At 54.7% G+C, this 21,639-nt stretch carries 17 protein-coding genes; 11 read left to right on the top strand and 6 right to left on the bottom strand.

Annotated elements, in window-relative coordinates:
- Positions 1-4 precede the first annotated feature (4 nt).
- The 3 genes from lapB (at position 5) to yciH (ending at position 2,413) form a co-directional block, all read left to right on the top strand.
- Entirely contained in the window at positions 5-1,174 is a 1,170-nt protein-coding gene (lapB, locus tag N1689_RS06215) for a lipopolysaccharide assembly protein LapB (RefSeq protein WP_161736300.1), read from the top strand.
- Positions 1,175-1,370: 196 nt separating this feature from the next.
- A complete protein-coding gene (gene pyrF, locus N1689_RS06210; RefSeq protein WP_260058298.1) occupies positions 1,371-2,090 on the top strand; it encodes an orotidine-5'-phosphate decarboxylase in 720 nt (239 codons plus the stop codon).
- On the top strand, positions 2,090-2,413 hold the full coding sequence (gene yciH, locus N1689_RS06205) for a stress response translation initiation inhibitor YciH (RefSeq protein WP_013358006.1): 324 nt from the start codon (positions 2,090-2,092) through the stop codon (positions 2,411-2,413). The genes pyrF and yciH overlap by 1 nt, the downstream gene beginning before the upstream one ends.
- Positions 2,414-2,492: 79 nt before the next feature.
- Here yciH and osmB read toward each other — a convergent pair whose 3' ends face one another.
- Complete coding sequence (gene osmB, locus N1689_RS06200) at positions 2,493-2,708, bottom strand: osmotically-inducible lipoprotein OsmB (RefSeq protein ID WP_003853848.1); 216 nt, start codon at positions 2,706-2,708, stop codon at positions 2,493-2,495.
- A 348-nt stretch (positions 2,709-3,056) separates the two neighbouring features.
- On the opposite strand from osmB, the gene araD reads away from it, so the two are divergent.
- The 3 genes from araD to N1689_RS06185 all read left to right on the top strand — a co-directional run bounded on the left by araD (position 3,057) and on the right by N1689_RS06185 (position 5,958).
- A complete protein-coding gene (araD, locus tag N1689_RS06195; RefSeq protein ID WP_222925418.1) occupies positions 3,057-3,755 on the top strand; it encodes an L-ribulose-5-phosphate 4-epimerase in 699 nt (232 codons plus the stop codon).
- Positions 3,756-3,962: 207 nt separating this feature from the next.
- On the top strand, positions 3,963-4,946 hold the full coding sequence (gene kdgT, locus N1689_RS06190) for a 2-keto-3-deoxygluconate transporter (protein ID WP_260058295.1): 984 nt from the start codon (positions 3,963-3,965) through the stop codon (positions 4,944-4,946).
- Positions 4,947-5,091: 145 nt separating this feature from the next.
- Positions 5,092-5,958: a crotonase/enoyl-CoA hydratase family protein gene (locus tag N1689_RS06185; RefSeq protein ID WP_003853843.1), complete on the top strand. Its 867-nt coding sequence runs from the start codon at positions 5,092-5,094 to the stop codon at positions 5,956-5,958.
- A gap of 12 nt (positions 5,959-5,970) precedes the next feature.
- Here N1689_RS06185 and pdeR read toward each other — a convergent pair whose 3' ends face one another.
- From pdeR to N1689_RS06160, 5 genes are all read right to left on the bottom strand, one after another.
- Complete coding sequence (gene pdeR, locus N1689_RS06180; RefSeq protein ID WP_161736297.1) at positions 5,971-7,956, bottom strand: cyclic di-GMP phosphodiesterase; 1,986 nt, start codon at positions 7,954-7,956, stop codon at positions 5,971-5,973.
- Between the two features lie 159 nt (positions 7,957-8,115).
- Positions 8,116-8,406: a YbdD/YjiX family protein gene (locus N1689_RS06175; RefSeq protein ID WP_013358002.1), complete on the bottom strand. Its 291-nt coding sequence runs from the start codon at positions 8,404-8,406 to the stop codon at positions 8,116-8,118.
- Entirely contained in the window at positions 8,399-10,468 is a 2,070-nt protein-coding gene (locus N1689_RS06170) for a carbon starvation CstA family protein (protein WP_222925420.1), read from the bottom strand. Before N1689_RS06170 ends, N1689_RS06175 begins: the two co-directional genes overlap by 8 nt.
- Positions 10,469-10,668: 200 nt before the next feature.
- Entirely contained in the window at positions 10,669-12,603 is a 1,935-nt protein-coding gene (locus N1689_RS06165) for an exoribonuclease II (protein ID WP_161736295.1), read from the bottom strand.
- A gap of 112 nt (positions 12,604-12,715) precedes the next feature.
- Positions 12,716-15,019, bottom strand: a complete 2,304-nt coding sequence (locus N1689_RS06160; RefSeq protein ID WP_161736294.1) for an FdhF/YdeP family oxidoreductase — start codon at positions 15,017-15,019, stop codon at positions 12,716-12,718.
- 261 nt (positions 15,020-15,280) lie between these two features.
- Between N1689_RS06160 and N1689_RS06155 the strand changes: the two genes are divergently transcribed.
- From N1689_RS06155 to N1689_RS06135, 5 genes are all read left to right on the top strand, one after another.
- Positions 15,281-16,867: a PTS transporter subunit EIIC gene (locus tag N1689_RS06155; protein WP_260058291.1), complete on the top strand. Its 1,587-nt coding sequence runs from the start codon at positions 15,281-15,283 to the stop codon at positions 16,865-16,867.
- Between the two features lie 186 nt (positions 16,868-17,053).
- Positions 17,054-18,598: a methyl-accepting chemotaxis protein gene (locus tag N1689_RS06150; protein ID WP_161736292.1), complete on the top strand. Its 1,545-nt coding sequence runs from the start codon at positions 17,054-17,056 to the stop codon at positions 18,596-18,598.
- A 143-nt stretch (positions 18,599-18,741) separates the two neighbouring features.
- A complete protein-coding gene (locus N1689_RS06145) occupies positions 18,742-19,473 on the top strand; it encodes a YoaK family protein (protein WP_161736291.1) in 732 nt (243 codons plus the stop codon).
- A gap of 684 nt (positions 19,474-20,157) precedes the next feature.
- On the top strand, positions 20,158-20,343 hold the full coding sequence (locus N1689_RS06140; RefSeq protein ID WP_260058288.1) for a general stress protein: 186 nt from the start codon (positions 20,158-20,160) through the stop codon (positions 20,341-20,343).
- Positions 20,344-20,571: 228 nt separating this feature from the next.
- Positions 20,572-21,141 (top strand): DUF4142 domain-containing protein, encoded by a 570-nt coding sequence (locus tag N1689_RS06135; protein ID WP_161736806.1) that lies wholly within the window; start codon positions 20,572-20,574, stop codon positions 21,139-21,141.
- Positions 21,142-21,639 lie beyond the last annotated feature (498 nt).

The following is a 21,639-nucleotide window of genomic DNA, read 5'->3' as shown; positions in this document are numbered from 1 at the left end:
CTCAATGCATGAATTGCTGTTTCTGTTACTGCCGGTTGCGGCTGCCTATGGCTGGTATATGGGCCGCCGCAGCGCGCATCAGGATAAGCAACAGGAAGCCAACCGGCTGTCACGTGAATATGTGGCGGGCGTCAATTTCCTGCTCTCAAATCAGCAGGACAAAGCCGTTGACCTGTTCCTCGATATGCTAAAAGAGGACAGCGGCACGGTAGAGGCACATCTGACGCTGGGTAACCTGTTCCGATCGCGCGGAGAAGTCGACCGCGCTATCCGTATCCATCAGGCATTAATGGAAAGTGCTTCCCTGAGCTACGAGCAGCGTCTGCTAGCCATTCAACAACTCGGTCGCGACTATATGGCAGCGGGCTTATATGACCGCGCAGAAGATATGTTTAAGCAGCTCACCGATGAAACGGATTTTCGCATCGGCGCGCTGCAGCAGCTGTTGCTGATTCACCAGGCCACCAGTGACTGGCTACAGGCCATCGAGGTTGCAGAACGTCTGGTTAAGCTCGGCAAAGAGAAGCAGAAGGGCGAAATCGCCCACTTCTACTGCGAACTGGCGTTACAGGCGATGAGCAGCGACGATCTGGATCGTGCCATGGGCCTGCTGAAGAAAGGGGAGGCAGCCGATCGCAACAGTGCACGCATCTCTATCATGATGGGCCGTATTCTGATGGAAAAAGAAGATTTCGCCAGAGCGGTGGGTCATCTGCAGCGCGTGCTGGATCAGGATAAAGAGCTGGTGAGTGAAACGCTGAGCATGCTGGAAACCTGTTTCCAGCGGCTCAATCAGCCTGACGCCTGGGCAGACTTTCTGCAGCGCTGTGTGGAACAGAACACCGGCGCGGCAGCGGAACTTTATCTTTCTGACATCCTTGAGCAGCAGCAGGGCGCTGAAGCGGCACAAAACTATATCAGTCGTCAGCTTGAGCGCCATCCGACGATGCGTGTTTTCCATCGCCTGATGGATTTAAATCTGCGTGAAGCAGAAGATGGCCGGGCCAAAGAGAGTCTGATGGTGCTGCGCGACATGGTGGGTGAACAGATCCGCACCAAGCCGCGCTATCGCTGTCAGAAGTGTGGTTTTACCGCGCACGCACTTTACTGGCACTGCCCATCCTGCCGGACGTGGTCTTCAGTGAAGCCGATTCGTGGTCTCGACGGCCAGTAAAGTGGCCGTTATGACCGATTTAATTGCACCCATAATAGTTACAACATACTATATAAATACTCATCAACCAACTTTAGCAGTCGTGCACTTATTGCCAGGCAGAATGGCAATGGCGATTGTGATGGCCAGACACCGCGGGTAGAATGCTTGCCGTTTGTCAATCGCGCCTGCGGGTGCTTACTGCAGAGGAAATGCCATGCCTTCACCCCACAACGTGACCGCTTCGCCGATTCTGGTAGCGCTGGATTATCATGACCTCGACAGCGCATTGCGTTTCGTCGACCAGATCGATCCCCGCAGTTGCCGCCTGAAAGTGGGCAAAGAGATGTTTACGCTGTTTGGTCCCTCGCTGGTTAACACTCTGCAGCAGCGTGGTTTTGAGCTGTTCCTCGATCTTAAATTTCACGATATTCCCAATACCACCGCGCATGCCGTAGCTGCCGCTGCCGATCTTGGCGTCTGGATGGTCAACGTTCATGCCAGCGGCGGGGCGCGGATGATGAACGCGGCGCGTGAGGCGCTGCTTCCCTTTGGTAAAGATGCGCCGCTGTTGATTGCGGTGACCGTACTGACCAGCATGAATGCAGACGATCTCAGAGAGCTGGGCATTACGCTTTCCCCTGCCGAACAGGCAGAGCGACTGGCAAAACTGACCCAGTCGTGCGGACTGGATGGGGTGGTCTGTTCCGCACATGAAGCGGTCCGCTTCAAACAGGTGATGGGTAGGGAGTTTGCGCTGGTCACGCCGGGGATTCGTCCGGCAGGCAGCGATGCCGGCGATCAGCGTCGTATCATGACACCGCAGCAGGCGAAGCAGGCGGACGTAGACTACATGGTTATCGGGCGTCCTATTACGCAATCCGCCGACCCCGCCGCCGCCCTGCAGGCGATTCTGGCCAGTCTGGAGACACAATAATGGCGAATGACAATCCACTGGTTTATTCAACCGACAGCGGGCGCATCACGCAGCCGGAGCCAAAAGCAGAGCGGCCAAAAGGGGATGGTGTTGTGCGGATCCAGCGTCAGACCAGCGGACGCAAAGGCAAAGGCGTCTGCCTGATCACCGGCATCGACCTGGATGATGCGGCTCTGACGCTGCTGGCGGCAGAACTGAAAAAGAAGTGTGGCTGTGGCGGTTCGGTAAAAGAGGGCGTTATTGAAATTCAGGGCGATAAACGCGACTTGCTGAAAACCCTGCTGGAAGCCAAAGGGATGAAGGTCAAACTGGCGGGCGGATGAATAAAAAAATCGGGCTACCAGAGTAGCCCGATTGTCATGCAGATGCTTAGCGTAGCCGATTATTCTTTTAATAAGGTCCTTAGTGGACCTGATGACCAATAATACCACCGACAGCGGCGCCGCCGACTGTGCCGAGTGCGCTACCATTGGTCAATACTGAACCCCCAATCGCACCCGCGCCCGCACCAATGGCGGTATTGCGGTCACGCTTAGACCAGTTAGAACAGCCGCTCAGTGCAACAGCTAACGTGGTCGCCAGTACAACGGCAGTGATTCGTTTCATTGTTGTTGTCATACACTTCTCCTTTGATGTGCTCACAGAGGCAACACTCTTAGTATAGCTCCGATATTTCCTCAGCCCGCTTGTGTCGCATCATTGCCGCGTCCGTGACGGCATCGAAATGTGATCACCATGGACAAACCGTTTGTAGCGGGTGAGGCACAATGCCGGACCGGACAGGTCCAGGCATTGCCTGAGAAGATTCTAAGCATTCTGGATAAATTCCGAAGATAGAAAATTCTGAAATCACGACACATTTTTGCATTCACAGCCATTCCTTCTGCGTTTATAGCCATTTGCTCCATAACCCTTTGGCGTCTGACTCCGCAAAATTCAGGGACGATTGTCAGCAGGAGAAAAGGCATGCTGGAACACCTTAAACAACAGGTTCTGGAAGCGAATCTGGATCTACCTAAATACAACCTGGTGACCTTCACCTGGGGCAATGTCAGCGCGGTTGATCGTGAACAGGGTTTGCTGGTGATTAAACCGTCTGGCGTAAGCTATGACGTGATGAAGCGCGACGACATGGTGGTCGTCGATCTGGCGAGTGGCGAGGTAGTGGAAGGGGATAAACGCCCTTCATCGGACACGGCGACACACCGTGCGCTCTATCTCGCCTGGCCAGAAGTCGGTGGCATTGTCCATACTCATTCGCGGCATGCGACCATCTGGGCGCAGGCTGGACGACCGATTCCTGCCTGGGGAACCACCCACGCTGACGATTTCTATGGCGAGATCCCCTGTACCCGCGCAATGCGCAACGAAGAGATTCAGCACGAGTACGAGTGGAATACGGGGGAAGTGATTATCGAAACCTATGCGCAGCGCGGATTGTCACCTTCGGCAATTCCTGGGGTGCTGGTCAACTCGCACGGCCCGTTTGCCTGGGGCAAAGACGCCCATGCGGCCGTGCATAGCGCGGTAGTGCTGGAGGAGGTGGCCTATATGGGCCTGTTCAGCCGGCAGTTGACACCAGACCTGCCGCCGATTAACCAGACGCTGCTTGACCTGCACTATCTGCGAAAGCATGGCGAGAATGCCTGGTACGGGCAAAAATAACAGGCGGGACGCAATAGCGTCCCGCTTTTTATTAGTCTCTTTTGAGACTTGTATGGCGATCCCCGTCATAATTAACAAAACAACTTATCATTAAAAATAAAACAGCGTTTCATTTTATCGAGTCGATCACTGTTTTGATTACCTCAAGTCACTACTTTGCCTGCATCGCCTTCGGGCACCCTCTGGCATAGCAAAGGTGACATGTATATGCACATCAAACGGGCAATAGATAAAATTCCGGGCGGCATGATGCTCATTCCGCTGTTTATCGGCGCACTCTGCCATACGTTCTCACCGGGGGCCGGGAAATATTTCGGTTCTTTCACCAACGGTCTGATGACCGGCACCGTGCCCATTCTGGCCGTCTGGTTCTTCTGCATGGGAGCGTCGATAAAACTCAGCGCCACCGGAACGGTACTACGCAAATCCGGCACGCTGGTGCTCACCAAAATTGCCGTGGCATGGGTGGTGGCCGCAATCGCCTCACGAGTGATGCCGGTAAATGGCGTAGAAGTGGGGATGTTTGCCGGCTTATCGACGCTGGCGCTGGTCGCCGCGATGGATATGACCAATGGCGGTCTTTATGCCTCCATCATGCAACAGTACGGTTCTAAAGAGGAAGCCGGTGCCTTTGTGCTGATGTCGCTGGAGTCCGGGCCATTAATGACCATGGTGATTCTGGGCACCGCCGGTATCGCGTCATTCGAGCCGCACGTGTTTGTCGGCGCGGTCCTGCCGTTTGTGGTGGGGTTTGCATTAGGGAATCTTGATCCGGAGTTGCGCGACTTCTTCGGAAAAGCGGTACATACGCTGATTCCCTTCTTCGCTTTTGCACTGGGCAACACCATTAACCTGGGTGTCATTGCGGAAACCGGCCTGCTGGGCATCATGTTGGGCGTGGCAGTTATCATCATCACCGGCATCCCGCTTATTCTGGCCGATCGGCTGATTGGTGGGGGGGATGGCACGGCGGGCGTGGCCGCATCCAGTACGGCAGGCGCGGCGGTGGCTACACCGGTGCTGATTGCCGAAATGCTGCCGCAGTTTAAACCGGTTGCCCCGGCGGCCACGGCGCTGGTGGCCACTTCCGTGATTGTGACCTCTGTGCTGGTGCCCATCATCACTGCCATCTATTCAAAACGTCTTAAGCGTCTTCATGTTGCCGTCGGACAGCGTGCCGCTATTAAGTAACCCGCCTAATCAATCCCCGACGCGCCAGTCGGGGATCACTCTGGATTTTATGTTGTAAATCAATCTCTCATTTGGTCTGGCCTCACTCTGCATTACGCTGATGTGGCGTATTTAACGCATCAAAATATAAACAGAGGATGAGACAATGACAGTTATTAACCAAGCAACGTGCAGATTATTTACCGAAGTCGGCAATACCACGCAGTTAGTCGCCTATTACGAAGAAGGGCGTCGTACCATGTGGATGATGCTGCGTGCTCAGCCCCGTCCGAGCTTCAACCACGAACTGATTGAGGAGATCATGAATCTGAGCTATGCCGCTCAGCGCTCCGGTCTGCCAATTGATTTCTGGGTCACCGGCTCACTGGTGCCGCAGATGTTTAACGCCGGGGGCGATCTGCGTTTCTTCGTCGAGTGCATTCGCAATAACCGCCGTGAGGCGCTGCGAGCCTATGCCCGTGCCTGTGTGGATTGTATCCATTCGGCCGCACGCGGTTTCGATACCGGCGCGGTGACGCTGGCGATGATTGAAGGCAGTGCGCTGGGCGGCGGATTTGAAGCGGCGCTGGCGCATCACTTCATTCTGGCGCAGAACAACGCACGGATGGGCTTCCCGGAAATTGCCTTTAACCTGTTTCCTGGCATGGGCGGCTATTCGCTGGTGGCGCGTCGTTCCGGCATGAAACTGGCAGAGGAGTTAATCTGTGAAGGGGAGTCCCATAGCGCGGAGTGGTATGAGACGCGCGGACTGGTGGATAAAGTCTTCCAGCCTGGCGACAGCTATCGTGCCACACGCACCTTTATCGATACGTTACGGCCTAAGCTCAATGGCGTACGGGCAATGCTGAAAGCGCGTCAGCGCGTGCTGCAACTGTCACGCGCTGAGCTGATGGATATCACTGAGGATTGGGTTGATTATGCCTTCACTATCGAACCCAAAGACATTGCTTACATGGAACGCCTGGTACAGTTACAAAACCGCCACAGCGCATCACTGCGTAAAGCGGGTTAATCTTAACCAGCGTTAAACGCGGGCAGGATGCTTAGCCAGCCAATGCCCAAATTGTTCCGCGGGCATTGGTTTTGCGTAATAGTAACCCTGACGCCCATCGACACCACTTTTGAGGACAAACTTCTCTTCATCCGGGTTCTCAATACCCTCAGCGATTACCTGCAAATCGAGCGCCTTGGCAACGGCGACGATAGCGCGCACCAGCGACTGTGAAACCGGCTGCTTGTTAATGTCGCGGATAAAGCTCTGGTCGAGTTTGATGGCATTGATTGGCACGCGTGCCAGCTGAGAAAGCGAAGAGTAACCGGTGCCAAAGTCATCCAGGTGCACCTGTGCGCCCAGTTCCTGAAACTGCTTCATCAGCTTCAGCGCTTCAGTTTCATTCTCAATCAGGCAGCTTTCGGTCAGCTCAATATCGATGGGGCAGTCGGTGACATGAGCTTCGTGCAGCGCCTGTTTCAGGTCAGTGTAGATGCTCTGATCAATCAGCTGGCGGGCCGAAACGTTGACGGCGACGCGCAGAAAAATGCCCTGCTCACGCCAGGCGATAATCTGCTTCAGCACGTTGAGCATGACCCAGCGTCCCAGCGGCACAATCAGCCCTGACTCTTCAGCATAGGGAATAAAGTCAGCAGGCGAGACCAGACCACGCTCTGGTGAGTTCCAGCGCACCAGTGCTTCGGCGCTGCGGACCTGGCCATCGCTGTCGATTTTTGGCTGGTAGTGCACCAGCAGATGATCCAGTTCCAGCGCCTTGCGCAGGTTAGTATCCAGCCACAGATACTCGAAGACGCGCTGGTTCATCTCAGCCGCAAACACGCAGAACTTGCCGCGCCCATTCTCTTTGGCGTGATACATCGCGGTGTCCGCGTTGCGAATCAGGCTCTCGCGATCGTCGCCATGCAGCGGCGCGAAAGCGATGCCAATAGAACAACCGCTGTAAACTTCGATTAGCCCGATACGGAACGGCTGACGCAGCCGCTCAAGAATGCGGGAAGACATCGCTTCCAGTGCCGCCTGGCTGGTGTGCTCAGCCAGCACCACAAATTCGTCGCCACCCAGACGGCCCAGAGTCTGGTCTTTACCCAGACAGCTGAGGATGGCCAGTGATACTGCCTGCAATAACTGATCGCCGAACATATGACCGTAGGCGTCGTTCACTTTCTTAAAATTATCGAGATCAAGATAGACCACGCCGGTCTCATCACCTTCAGATCGCTCCAGCGCCAGGCTAATCTGTTGATGAATGGCGTTGCGATTGGGTAAACCGGTCACCGTATCGGTGTTTGCCAGTACCCGCAGACGTTCCTGGGCGCGTCGTTCCTCGGTGATGTCTGTGCCAGAACAGATGAGGAAAATTTCATTTTTTCCACTGCCGCTGTGAACAAACTTATTACGAAACAGAAACAGTCGCTGACCTTTTTTGGTTTTAACCCAACGCTCAACCTCATAAGAGTTGCCGTCGCGGAAGAAGCCCGCAATGTTGCGTCGTGACTGTGAGGCTTCCTGTTTGGTCATAAAAAGCTGAAAGACGTTACGGCCAATAACCTCGTGCTCATTCAGGCCGGTATATTCTTCACTCAGGCGGTTAAAACGCTGAATATTGCCGCGCTGATCGAGGATGACAATCACCGAATTAGCTTCAGAAACCACCTGTTCAGCGAATGAAAGCCCGAGAGTTAAATCGCGGGCAACCGCAGACGTATCACCCCAGGCAGAGGCGGTGCCAGCCCATGAAGCCTGATTCACTTTACGTCCGACAAAATGCATCGGCACGTCAATGCCCTGTAGGGTCATAGTCAGATTGATGCTTGAGGTGATGACCGGCATCGCGCGGATCATGGCGGCCTGACCGGGGGTCAGCGGCAGGGCAATATTGGTTTGTGATGACTCATCTTCGGCAAAATGCAACGCATCGCTGTCCGCGGTCAGACGCCAATGAGGGCTGGTTGTACCAAAAAGAGTGTACAACAACGTTTGCCCGTGTTCATCGGTCATGGAAACTTCCTCCGGGAAGTGCTATGCAGGCGTTATCTCATTATTTTAGCAACAGTATTCATCATCTGACGCCAGCACAAGATGCAAACCAAATATATTTTCCCATCCAGATAAGAATGGCACAAAAAAGCCCCGACGACGCGGGGCTGTAGCGTGCGGTCAGCAGGGACATTTACCCAGTTTACCCGCCTGGCTGGGGAAGCGGGCATCCAGGCAGTAGCGGTGGAAATCACGCTCATTCATCGGCGGCTGGTCGGGATGATGCAGACGCATATGCTGCAGATATTTTTGATAATCCTGGACCCCGACCATTAAGCGGAAGCACTGTTGCAGACCGCGCCAGAATCCCCGCCAGCTGAGTGCCTGCGGCATCGGCGAAGCCGTCAGGTGGCAGCGAATAATCTGCCACTCACCCTGTGGACGATGGCCCTGATGAATGGCATCAGACATGACGTACCACCTTGTTACGCAGCGCCGCAGGCGTCTCGCTGGTGGTCGGCACCGCACTGTTCAGCGCACGACGAATCACAAAGAACGCGGCGACCAGCATCGTGACCGCCACCAGCATAAAGAAAGCGCACAGCGCCGCATTGATCTGATTGCTGAACACAATGGTCTGCATATCCGCCACGCTTTTTGCTGGCGCAATGATCACCCCTTCATCCAGCCCTTTGCGGAACTTACTCGCCTGGGCCAGGAAGCCAATAGAGGGTTTTTCATGGAAAATTTTCTGCCAGCCCGCGGTCATCGAAGTGATAAACAGCCAGACGGTGGGCAGAATAGTCACCCAGGCGTAGCGCTGCTTTTTCATTTTAAACAGCACCACGGTGCCGAGAATCAATGCCATCGACGCCAGCATCTGGTTGCCGATGCCGAACAGTGGCCACAGGGTGTTAATGCCGCCCAGTGGATCGACCACGCCCTGATAGACAAAGAAGCCCCAGCCCGCGACTGCGACGGTGGTACCCGCCATATTCCCCAGCCAGGATCGGTTGTTCGCCAGAGAAGGCACCACGGTTCCCACCAGATCCTGCACCATAAAACGGCAGGCGCGGGTACCCGCATCCACGGCGGTCAGGATGAACAGCGCTTCGAACAGAATGGCAAAGTGATACCAGAAGGCCATCATCGCCCGGCTGTTAAAGATCTCGGTAATGATGTGGGCCATGCCGACCGCGAAAGTAGGCGCGCCGCCTGCGCGGGAGAGAATCGAGCCTTCACCCACGTCCCGCGCAATCCCGCTCAGCATTTCAGGCGTCACGACAAAGCCCCAGCCATTGATCACCTGTGAAGCGCTTTCAACGGTGGTGCCAATCAGTGCAGCGGGTGAGTTCATGGCAAAGTAGACGCCCGGATCCAGCACCGAGGCACAAATCAGCGCCATGATCGCCACAAATGACTCCATCAGCATCGCACCATAGCCAATAAAGCGGATATGACTTTCCCGCTCTACCAGCTTCGGCGTTGTGCCGCTGGAGACCAGTGCATGGAAGCCGGAGATCGCACCGCAGGCAATGGTAATAAACAGGAACGGGAACATCGCACCGGAGAAGACCGGGCCGGTGCCGTCGATAAATTTGGTCACCGCTGGCATTTTCATCTCAGGCATGGCAAAAACGATGCCCACTGCCAGCCCGACAATCACGCCGATTTTAAGAAAGGTCGAAAGGTAGTCGCGGGGTGCCAGCAGCAGCCAGACCGGCAGCACAGAAGCAATAAAGCCGTAAATCACCAGTACCCAGGTCAGTGAGGTGCCTTTCAGGGTAAAGAAGGGCCCCCAGTAAGGATGCTGTGCGACGTCGCCGCCATAAATAATCGCCGCCATCATCAGCACAAAGCCAATCAGTGACACTTCGGCGATTTTACCGGGCCGGATAAAGCGCATGTAGACGCCCATAAACAGCGCAATGGGAATGGTGGCTGCAATGGTAAACAGGCCCCATGGGCTGTTCGCCAGCGCCTTCACGACAACCAGCGCCAGCGCCGACAGGATAATGATCATCACACCCAGCGCGCCAAGCATCGTCACCACACCGGCAAACGCACCCAGCTCCTGCCGCGCCATCTCGCCCAGAGAGCGGCCATCACGGCGGGTTGAGATAAACAGGATCAGGAAATCCTGAACCGCGCCCGCCAGCATGACTCCAACCAGAATCCAGATGGTTCCCGGCAGAAATCCCATCTGCGCCGCCAGAATCGGGCCGACCAGCGGACCGGCACCGGCAATAGCCGCAAAGTGATGACCAAACAGCACCCATTTATTGGTCGGGACATAATCGAGTCCGTCGCTCAGCCGCTCGGCGGGGGTCATCCGGCGATCGTCCAGTTCGAAGATATTGCGGGCGATAAACAGGCTGTAGAAGCGATAAGCGATGCTGTAACAGGCGACAGCGGCTATCACCAGCCAGACTGCGTTGACGTGTTCGCCGCGGCTGAGGGCCAGCATGGCGAAAGCGCCCGCGCCGATTAACGCCACTACTAACCAGATCACACTGGTTTTGACGTTTTTCATGACTAACTCCTTGTAGGGACCGAGAGGAAAGCGATCGAAAACAACGAGTTAAACTTAATGTAATGGAATGTAAGTGAAAGTTAATCAGTGGAGAAGTGTGAAGCGGGGTACAAATTTAACGTTTTTGCAACGCAGGTAGGGTAGAAACAGGCGGGATAACCAGGTTATCCCGCCAGATTTATCGCTTAAACACACCGTGTTCAGACGGCGGGACGGGCCACAACGCTGCGGGTTTCCATACGGACTTCGGCGATGGTGACATCAATGACGTCAGTGACGCGGTAAACCACTTCACCTTTGATCTGTACGCTGCCATTTTCCTGGCTGAGGACCAGCTCATCACGCACTGCGTGAATGAACGGTGCCGGGATAAAGGCGACGGCGCCAAACTCGACCAGGCGAACGCGCATACCGCCACGCGAAACATCAATAATCTCAGCGCTGAAGCGACGGTCAGTGGCCGCAAACGGGGCCAGATAACGGGCGTAGAGCCAGTCGCCAACATCACGTTCCGCCATCCGGTTCAGGCGGCGGCGCTCACTCATCGTCACCGTTACTGCATCATCCGGGCGGGCAATAGTCTCACCGCGAATAATCGCCTTCAGCAGACGATGGTTGATCATGTCGCCGAACTTACGAATCGGTGAGGTCCAGGTGGCGTATGCCTCCAGACCCAGGCCAAAGTGGGGGCCAGGCTCAGTGCTGATCTCCGCGAAGGTCTGGAAACGACGGATGCGGCTGTCGAGGAACTGGGTCGGCTGGGCATCAAGCTCACGACGCAGCACGCGGAAACCATCCAGCGTGGTGATCGCCTGTGCATCCACGGAAATACCGTGATTGGCCAGCACGGCGGCAGCCTGCTCAGCATTGGTGGCGTCGAAACCGGCATGGACGTTGTAGATACCAAAGCCGAGACGGTCACGCAGCACTTTCGCCGCACAGACGTTTGCCAGAATCATGGACTCTTCAACGATGCGGTTAGCGATGCGGCGAGGTTCAGCCACGATCTCCAGCACTTCGCCTTTTTCACCCAGCAGGAAGCGGTAATCCGGGCGATCTTTAAACACCAGCGCGTGGGTCTGGCGCCACTCGCTGCGCGCCAGGCAGAGACGGTGCAGCAGACGAATCTGTTCCGCAATTGCCTCACTCTCCGGCTGCCAGGTGCCGCTGTTTTCCAGCCAGTCAGAGACGTCGTCGTAGGCCAGTTTGGCTTTGGACTCAATCCAGGCAGCAAAGAACTCAACGTCATCACTTAAGGTGCCATCGGCGGCCACCGTAACGCGGCAGGCCAGCGCCGGACGGCGCACATTCGGACGCAGCGAGCAGACATCATCAGAGAGTTCGCGCGGCAGCATCGGGATGTTAAAGCCCGGCAGGTAGTTGGTGAACGCACGCTGTGCCGCCAGCTTATCGAGCTGACTGCCTTCCGCCACATAGGCAGTCGGATCGGCGATGGCGATGGTCAGACGCAGCGTGCCATCATCGTGCGCTTCCACATAGAGCGCATCATCCATATCCTGGGTGCTGGCGCTGTCGATGGTGACGAAATCCAGCGCGGTCAGATCTTCACGCGTCAGATTTTCATCCATCATCTCGCCAAAGCTGACATCGGGCGCTTCACGCTCAAGGTTATGACGCGACAGCGTCACCCACCACGGCGCCAGATGGTCATCGGCTTTGACAATAAAATCGGTAAGTTCGGCATAAAAGCCGCGATCGCCCTTGAGTGGATGGCGACGCATTTCCGCCACAGCCCAGTCGCCATTTTCAAATGCATGGCTGACATCGCGTGCAGGGCGACACTGAATGGCATCTTTCAGCAGGGGATGATCCGGCACAATCGACAGGCGATCGTCTTTCTTCTGCACCCGGCCAACAAAGCGGCTCAGGAACGGTTCAATCAGGGTTTCCGGCTCAGCGCTTTCGCGATCTTTATCACTGTGGATCACGGCGGTGATACGATCGCCATGCATCACTTTCTTCATCTGCGGTGGCGGGATGAAGTAACTTTTTTGCGCATCGACTTCCAGAAAGCCGAAGCCTTTTTCGGTGCCTTTAACGACGCCTTCAGCACGAGGCGTTTGCGAATGGAGCTTCTCTTTCAGCTGCGCGAGCAGCGGGTTATCCTGGAACATAATTTTTACGTTTCGTTGGCTGATTGCGGCTGACAGTTTTACGCGAATCGACGCCGCGCGGCAAGGCAAAAAGCCGGACGAACCGGCTTTTCAGGGAGTGGCGAAGGCGCTATCAGGCGATGCGCTGATCGGCCAGTGCCTCAGAGCGTTCCAGCTTTACCGGCACCGATTTAGAGGTCGGTGTACCGCTGTCATCGCCAAAGCTGTTCAGCGGCACCAACGGGTTGGTTTCGGGGTAATAAGCCGCCAGGTTACCGCGCGGAATATTGTAGGGAACCAGTTTGAAGCCGCTGACACGACGGGTGATGCCATCATTCCACAGCGTTTCGATATCAACATTCTGGCCTTCGGTGAAGCCCAGATCTGCCATATCGTCCGGGTTGATGAACACCACTTCACGCTGACCAAACACGCCACGGTAACGATCATCAAGACCGTAAATAGTGGTGTTGTACTGGTCATGGGAACGCAGCGTCTGCAGCGTGAACGGCACATCCTGATCCAGCGTCGGGAACAGCGAGGTCGGCAGCGCTGAGGCGTTGAACTCCGCTTTCTGGCTTGGCGTATTAAAGCGCAATTCCGCTGCTGCATTGCCCAGATAGAAACCACCCGGGATATCGCATTTGGCGTTGAAGTCGGCAAAGCCCGGAATCGTCGCGGCAATGTGCTCACGGATCAGGTTGTAATCACCCGCCAGCTCGCGCCATTTCACTTTCTCATCGCCCAGCACCGCCTGGGCGATACCCGCAACAATCGAGGTTTCTGAACGCTGCGTTTCCGCCAGCGGAATACCGATCCCTTCAGAGGCGTGAACCATGCTGAAGGAGTCTTCCACGGTGATAAACTGATTGCCGGTCGCCTGGATATCGCGCTCGGTGCGCCCCAGCGTTGGCAGAATCAGCCCTTCGTGTCCCGGCACCAGATGGCTGCGGTTCAGTTTGGTGCTGATATGTACGGTCAGACCACAGCGTGACAGCGCCTCTTCGGTGCGGGGTGAATCGGGCGCAGCCGCAGCCAGATTGCCACCCAGCGCGATCAGCACTTTGACTTCATCACGCAGCATCGCGTTCAGCGCTTCAACGGTGTTGTGGCCTGGCGCACGCGGTGGCTCGAAACCAAAATGATTACCCAGCGCATCCAGGAAGGCTTTAGCCGGTTTCTCATCAATACCCATGGTACGGTTGCCCTGCACATTGCTGTGACCGCGAACCGGGCAGAGGCCTGCACCTTTTTTGCCCAGCTGCCCAAACAGCAGCTGCAGGTTGGTGATTTCGCGCACCGTGTCGACCGAGTGTTTATGCTGGGTAATGCCCATCGCCCAGGTACAGATCACGCGGTCAGCGCTCTGGTAGATCGCCGCAGCTTCGCGGATTTGCGCCTGAGTCAGACCAGACTGCGCCACAATCTGCATCCAGCTGGTGTTATCCACGGCGTCGAGATAGGCCTCAATACCGTTGGTTTTGGCATTAATAAACGTCTGATCAAACAGGCCACTTTCACCAGCTGCCAGACGCGCGCGATGGGTTTCCAGCAGGGATTTGACCATGCCCCGCACCGCTGCCATATCACCGCCAAGGTTCGGCTGGTAATAAGAGGAGCTGATATTGCCCGCTTTCGAGGTCACCACTTCCAGCGGTTTCTGCGGATCGGCAAAACGTTCCAGACCGCGCTCGCGCAGGGTATTAAACGTGACGATCTTCGCGCCGTGATCGGCAGCGTGACGCAGGCTGTGCAGCATACGCGGATGGTTGGTGCCAGGGTTCTGCCCGAAGACAAAAATGGCATCAGCGTGGTCGAAATCATCCAGGCGAATGGTGCCTTTGCCGACGCCAATGCTGCGCTTCAGACCAGTGCCGCTGGCTTCGTGGCACATGTTGGAGCAGTCAGGGAAGTTATTGGTGCCCATCAGGCGGCCAAACAGCTGATAAAGCCAGGAGGCTTCATTGCTGGCGCGACCAGAGGTGTAAAGCTCCATCTGGTCCGGATGGTCCATCGCCTTAATGTGCTGCGCGATCAGCGCAAACGCATCATCCCAGCTGATGGGCTCGTAGTGGTCGGTTTCCGCGTTATAGCGCAGTGGATGGGTCAGACGCCCCTGATACTCCAGGAAGTAGTCACTCTGGGTATAGAGCGTTGTCACGCTGTGCTTCGCGAAAAAATCGCTGTCGACCATGCGGCGTGTTGCTTCCCAGGTCACCGCTTTAGCTCCGTTTTCGCAGAAGCTGAAGGTACTTTTATTGTCATCACCCCATGCGCAGCCCGGACAGTCAAAACCGCGTGCTTTATTCATGCGCATCAGGTTGCGCATATTTTTCAGTGCCGCTTTGCTGTCAAGAACGAAACGCGTGGTGGCTTCCAGTGAACCCCAGCCGCCCGCAGCCGCGCGGTAGGGTTTGATTTGGCGTTTAAATTTCATATTGAGTGCAGGCTTTTTATAGTAGGAATTATTGTTTGGTGTTTGTTATCAGGTTATAGCCTGATGGTGAAACAAAGTCTGCAGATATCCTCATACCTTGTCTAATTGATTGACTTAATGGTGCGATAGCTGGCGTTTATCGTGCATCGGCCAGATTTGTGATGGTGGTCAGATTTTACTCGCCTTTAACTGGCTGATAACGGGAGTTCTCACCACAACGCGCTAATACTTGCTGTTCACTCTCAGAGAGGGCACAAATCTATGAAACAGCTGACCAGCCAGATTCATGCGTTCGGCAAAGCGTTGATGATGCCAATCTCGGTCATCGCTGCCGCCGGTATTTTCCTCGGGCTGGCGGCAGCGATGCAGAACCCGGCGGTGACCGGCGAGGCCTTTGCGCAGATGCAGGTGCCGCAGTTAATCATTGGGTTTATCCGCAAAGTCGCCGGGGCGCTGTTTGCTAACCTGCCAGTCTTCTTTGCAGTAGCGAGTGCCATCGGACTGGCGAAAGCGGAAAAACCTACCGCTGCCTTTGCCGCGGTGATTGGCTATATCGTGATGAACGTCGGTATCAGCGCGACGCTGGCGGCCAAAGGGATCACCGCCGCCACCACCACACCGGCAGCACTGCAGCAGGCGGGGATGGATCAGACCACCGCCATGATGACCTCAGCGGAATATATCAACATGCTGGGCGTCTTTACCTACAACATGAGCGTGCTGGGCGGGGTGATTGCCGGTCTGATCACGGTGGTACTGCATAATCGCTTCTATACCCAGCAATTGCCCACGGCGATCAGCTTCTTTGGCGGACGGCGTTTTGTGCCGATCGTTACCGTGGTCTGTCTGCCGCTGGTTGGGGTACTACTGGCCCTGATCTGGCCGACTATTGGTGACGGTATCGCCTGGATAGGTCAGATGATTGGCAAAAGCGGGCAGTACGGCGCATTTTTGCTGGGTGCCTTTGAGCGCATCCTGATCCCCACCGGTCTGCATCACATCCTGAATGAAACCGTGCGCTTTACGCCGATTGGCGGCATGGCGGTGGTCGATGGTCAGACCGTTGTCGGCGCGCTCAACATCTTTAATGCCTCGCTGACTCATCCGGGTTCTATCCCCGATGAGACGCTGCGCACCGCCACGCAGTTTCTGGCACAGGGCAAGATTCCGGTGATGATGTTTGGTCTGCCCGCTGCGGCGCTGGCGATCTACCACACCGCGCGGCCCGAACATAAACAGCGTGTCAAAGCACTGGTGATGGCGGGCGCACTGACCTCATTTACCACCGGGATTACCGAGCCGCTGGAGTTCTGCTTTATCTTTGTCTCGCCGGTGCTCTACCTGCTGCATGCTTTCCTGACCGGCCTGTCGTTTATGCTGATGTCGATGCTGCATCTGATGATCGGCAATGTGCAGGGTGGTGTCATCGATCTGGTGGTGTTTGGCATGCTGGGCGGCGCGAAAACCCACTGGTGGTGGACGCTGGCGCTGGGGATCATCTACGCGCCGATCTACTACTACGCATTCCGGCTGGTGATCACCCGGATGCATGTCGAGACGCCGGGCCGCGAGTCGGAGGAAGAGAAACCGCAGCAGGTCGCTGCGGATGAGCGGACACAGGTGATCATCAGCGGGCTGGGCGGGCAGGCCAATATTGAAGATGTCGATTGCTGCTTTACCCGTTTGCGGGTAAGGGTCAAAGAGATGAATCAGGTGGTCGATCAGACATTGATGAGCACCGGTGCTAACGGGGTAAATCGCGTCAGCGAGCATGACATTCAGGTGATCTACGGCCCGCAGGTTGAGAAGATCGCTAACGAAGTGAAAATGGCGCTGGGCGTCGCGTAACGACAGTTCTCTTCAGACGTGATTACTTCGCTAACCGTCCGGCGCTCGCGGGCGGTTAGCACCTCTTCCTGCAGATATGCAGATCGCTGCCGTCCCGCTTATTGTAACTAAAAAAAGCCCAGCCCTAATGGGCCGCATCTTTCTGCCGATATAGCGACTCATCCTCCTTATTATCGGAACTTCGCGATGTCGTTAAAAAAGTCCTCCCTGATTATCTTCACCTTCCTGCTGGCGTTGTTTCTTACCAGCGTGGCAATCAGTACCTGGCTGCTGATTCAGAGCAATCATTCTTTGAATGCGGTCAACAAAGAGATCCGCGTGGTGCTTTCGGTGATTGACCCGATCAACCATAGCCGTACGCTGCGTGTCCGTCTGATGGAGTACATGAAGGAGATTGAGGGCAGTGACGCCAGCAATCCCGCCACGCTGGACAGCGTGCGGACCGTGGCGGGTAAAGCGGATGCCGCATTCCAGGCCTACATGAACGCGCCGCGTCTGCCGGGCGAAGAGGCGGAAGCCGACGCCTATAGCCAGGCTTATCAGGCCTATCGTCAGCAGGGTTTACAGCCGTTGATCGAGGCGGCAGAGGCGCACGATCAGGTGCGCTTTAAAAATCAGATTGCCACCGTGGTTCGCCTTGATCGTCAGTATGAAATCATTCTGGACCGTGTTCTGGCGCAGCACGAAACCTACGCCAAAAAGCTCAACAGCGACGCACAGAGTCACTTCACCTCGGGTGTTACCCTGCTGGGTCTCTTTGGCGTGCTTTTTTTTGGCATCGTCATCGCCATTTACATCTTCATGAAGCGCTATGTGCTTTCGCCAATCAATGATGCGCAGGAACACTGTAAGCTTATTGCGGCAGGCGTTCTGGATGCCACAGTGCCAGTGAAACCGGGTTCACGCAGTGAAATTCAGATGCTGATGGGTTCGCTGGAGCAGATGCGCAGCGCGCTGACTGCCATTATTCTGCAGGTGCGGGATTCAACCCGCTCAGTCTCTACCGCCTCGCAGGAAATTGCGGCGGGTAACATCGATCTCGCCTCGCGCACCGAACAGCAGGCCGCCGCGCTGACGGAAACCGCAGCCAGCATGGAGCAGCTGGGCGCAACGGTGAAACAGAACACTGAAAACGTCTTTGAAGCCTGTCGTCTGACCAGTGAAGCGGTGAAAAATGCGGAAAGCGGCGAAAAAGTCTCGCAGGAAGTGGTGACATCGATGGCGCTGATTAACGCCAGCTCGAAGAAGATTGAAGAGATCACGACCGTTATCGACAGTATCGCTTTCCAGACGAACATTCTGGCGCTGAATGCGGCCGTCGAAGCCGCCCGTGCGGGTGAGCAGGGACGTGGCTTTGCGGTAGTCGCAGGGGAAGTGCGTAATCTGGCCCAGCGCAGTGCTACCGCAGCCAAAGAGATTGAGGGGCTGATTGCAGAATCTGTCTCCATCATCCACGCCGGTTCCGATCAGGTCAGCCGGACGGGCGAAGCGATGAGCGCGATTATCTCCTCAGTCAGCCGCGTGAATCTGCTGATGGAGCACATCTCTACCGCATCTGATGAACAGAGTCGCGGCATCGGTCAGATTGAACAGGCGGTCACCGAGATGGACAGCGTCACCCAGCAGAACTCGGCGCTGGTTCAGGAATCTGCGGCGGCGTCGGCCTCGCTGGAGGAGCAGGTGCAGTACCTGACGCAGTCGGTCTCCACCTTCCGTCTGGCAAACAGCTAACTGGTTTCATCCGCGCTGCGTCTATGCAGCGCGGGATGCTGTGATGCGTCTCGTCAGGCAGAGAAGAGCATGTTTGATTCCGCGCCTTGTGACGGCGGCAGAATGAGCGGATTATACAGCTTTTCACTGAATACGGGGTTGTCATGCTAATCAGCACAGAAAGTGCCCGCAGCAACAGCGCCGATACCCGACTGGCCTGCACGCTTGCCGCTGCTGCAGGCGCGCTCAATACCGCCGCCTTTGAAATTGTCGGTTTCTTTTCAGCTAACATGACCGGAAATGTCTCGCTGCTTTCCGATCATCTGGCAAAAGCCAGTCTCGGGCCGGGCCTGTTTTTTCTGTCTATCGTCCTGCTGTTTATTGCGGGCTCCGTTTTTTCAACGCTGATGATTAATGCCGGGCACCGCAGGAATATCCGTACTATCTATGCCTTCGTTATCCTGATTGAGGGCATCGCGCTGATTACGCTGGGCATAATTGAGAATCACTTTCCGCCGCTGTCGCCCGGTGTAGTCTTGATCCTGAGTCTGAGTTTTTTGATGGGGCTGCAGAATGCGGTGGTAACGCGCATCTCCAATGCCCGCGTTCGCACCACTCATGTCTCCGGTACGGCGACCGATATTGGAATCGAGCTGGCGATGCTGTTTGAGGTGCTGCGGCGCAAAGTATCACCGAAAGATGCACCGATCTGGCTGGGGCGGCTGCGGCTGCACTGCCTGACACTGCTCTCGTTTCTGGTTGGCGGAATTGCCGGTATAGGGCTTTACAGATTGCTCAGCTATGATTTTTTATTGCCGGTGGGAGCCGGGTTACTCTGTCTGGCGCTGAACGCCATCTTTACCAGGCCAGTAAAATCAAAGGGCATACTTAATTAAGCCAGACAATTATCTCTGCTGCTTGTATCAGGATTGCGCAAATCCGGATTGCATCATTCCGCCAGCGCAGATGAACCGTGTGGTTAAAGAGCTGAGCTATAGCAGGATAATAATAAGCATTATATTCTGGTTAATGCTGCCACCAAATCAGTAGCACAAACACGCTTAAATGTGCTCATGGATAATTAACATCGGCATGACACAATGATTAACTGGAAAATGAACTGAGAGAATATCGCCTGCCCGTCAGCGTTCCTTCTTATCTTTGAACGCTCATATAAAAATCAATAAATCATTGATTTAATGGCCCGTTCGGTCATGCCAGTATTTTATTTTTTGTCTTTGTCGAAATTATCCCGCTCTGGTTTTCATGCATTTCTGCAGACCCCTTATACCAGCCCATAAACTGATAATAACTGATTAAAATGCCGGTTACAGAAGAGTGGGTCATAAGAATCATCTCAAAAGAAACTTAAATTAAGTTGTACAATGAGTGGGTTTTTTGTACAAGCTTTATTCCGAAGCTGTTGCTTATGATAGATAAAAATTCTTTTATAAGCGGAGCGGAAGACATTTTTAATGTTTTTGTTCTGCTGCAATTAACTGTTTATGTTTGTGATTATCTGCAAAGGCAACCATGCTTAATGAGTAAACTCTATTTGAAATGATATATGAGGAAAAAATATGACGAATCATCGGGGCGGGGCAGGTAATTTTGCAGAAAATCCACAGCGTGCTGCAGAAGCAGGAAGTAAAGGAGGGAAGGCCAGCAGTGGAAATTTCAAAAATAACCCTGAGAGGGCGGTTGAGGCCGGCCGTAAAGGCGGCTCAGTCAGTCGAAGGGGTAAGACACAGGAAGGCCGTGTTTAAATTGATGAACGGCGTCAGGTTTAATTGAAAGGTGCTCTGTCCGAAACTTTGTGCCTGCTTTTTTATTGTCTGTTTGCGTAAGTTACAGCCATTCAGTGGCAGAACAACATTCTGACTGATTTCTTAAAATCGGAGGTCCACTTTATGGACCATGACATTTGTTATTTCACGTCGATGATAAAGAGCGTTATCTGCCATCGATCTCTTCGTGATATTAAGGAGAATATAATGAAAAAGAATCACTCCCTCAAAGGGTTGCTGGCTATATCGGCAGTCGTCACCCTGTTCAGCACTGTCAGCGTGCAGGCCCAGACTGAGACGAGCGCCCCGCAGGGCGGGAATGCAGAGCAGACCGTTGCCAAAGGTAAGCTCAGCGCGGGCGATGAAAAAGCGCTGAAAGATATGGCGCAGGCCAACATTAACGAAGTTGCCGCAGCCAGAATTGCGCTGAGTAAAACACAAAGCGCTGACGTCAAAATCTTTGCTCAGAAAATGGTCGATGATCACAGTAGCGCTCTGACAAAAGTTAAGGCGGTTGCGCAACAAAAAGGCGTGACACTGCCTGCTGAGCCGGATGCTAAACACAAGGCCATGGCCGATAAACTGGAAAAGCAGAGCGGTGGCGCATTTGATAAAATGTATATGGAAAACGCAGGCGTAATGGACCATAAGATGGTGCTTTCGACGCTGAAGAGTGATGCCATGAAGATAAAAGATCCGGATGTGAAGACACTGGCAGACGAACATACCCCTGTAGTCGAGCAGCATCTGAAATCTGCCGAGCATATGGCGATGTAACCGAATTAACCGGTTAATGCGTAATGAAGCCGTCCGGTGAACACCGTGTTGCTGACCGGACGCCTTTTTCAGCGCTGGCTGGAAATATCGACTGATTAGCCTCTTTCTGCATGCTTAAGTCTCTCCAGAGAGGTCTTTATAGTGGGCCGGACTGACGCCACGTGTGAGCAGAAGACCGCCATGACTATCAAATAAAGGTCGCAACCGTGTCCATTTCCAGGTCTGGTAGTGAGCCGGAACGCGTCTAAAGCATTGTTGACCAGAAGTTCGGCCAGACCTGAGTTAAGAAGGGCTACAGGATGGCTATTCGCCTGTAAGCTGGCTCTGTACCCGACGAGACTTGTGATAGTCTTCATCGCACTCAACTGAACAGACCGCAGTGCTGGCTACAACAGCTTCATCTTTACATCACATGCTTAATCCTTGAGATCCTTGAGACTTTTGAATTTTGGCTTACGGGCTGCAAGAGATGCGGAAAGATGCGCTTCTTCACGCACC

This window comes from Pantoea sp. XY16 (assembly GCF_025153065.1).
GTDB lineage: Bacteria > Pseudomonadota > Gammaproteobacteria > Enterobacterales > Enterobacteriaceae > Pantoea > Pantoea alfalfae.
This window is presented reverse-complemented; position numbering and strand designations above follow the sequence as displayed.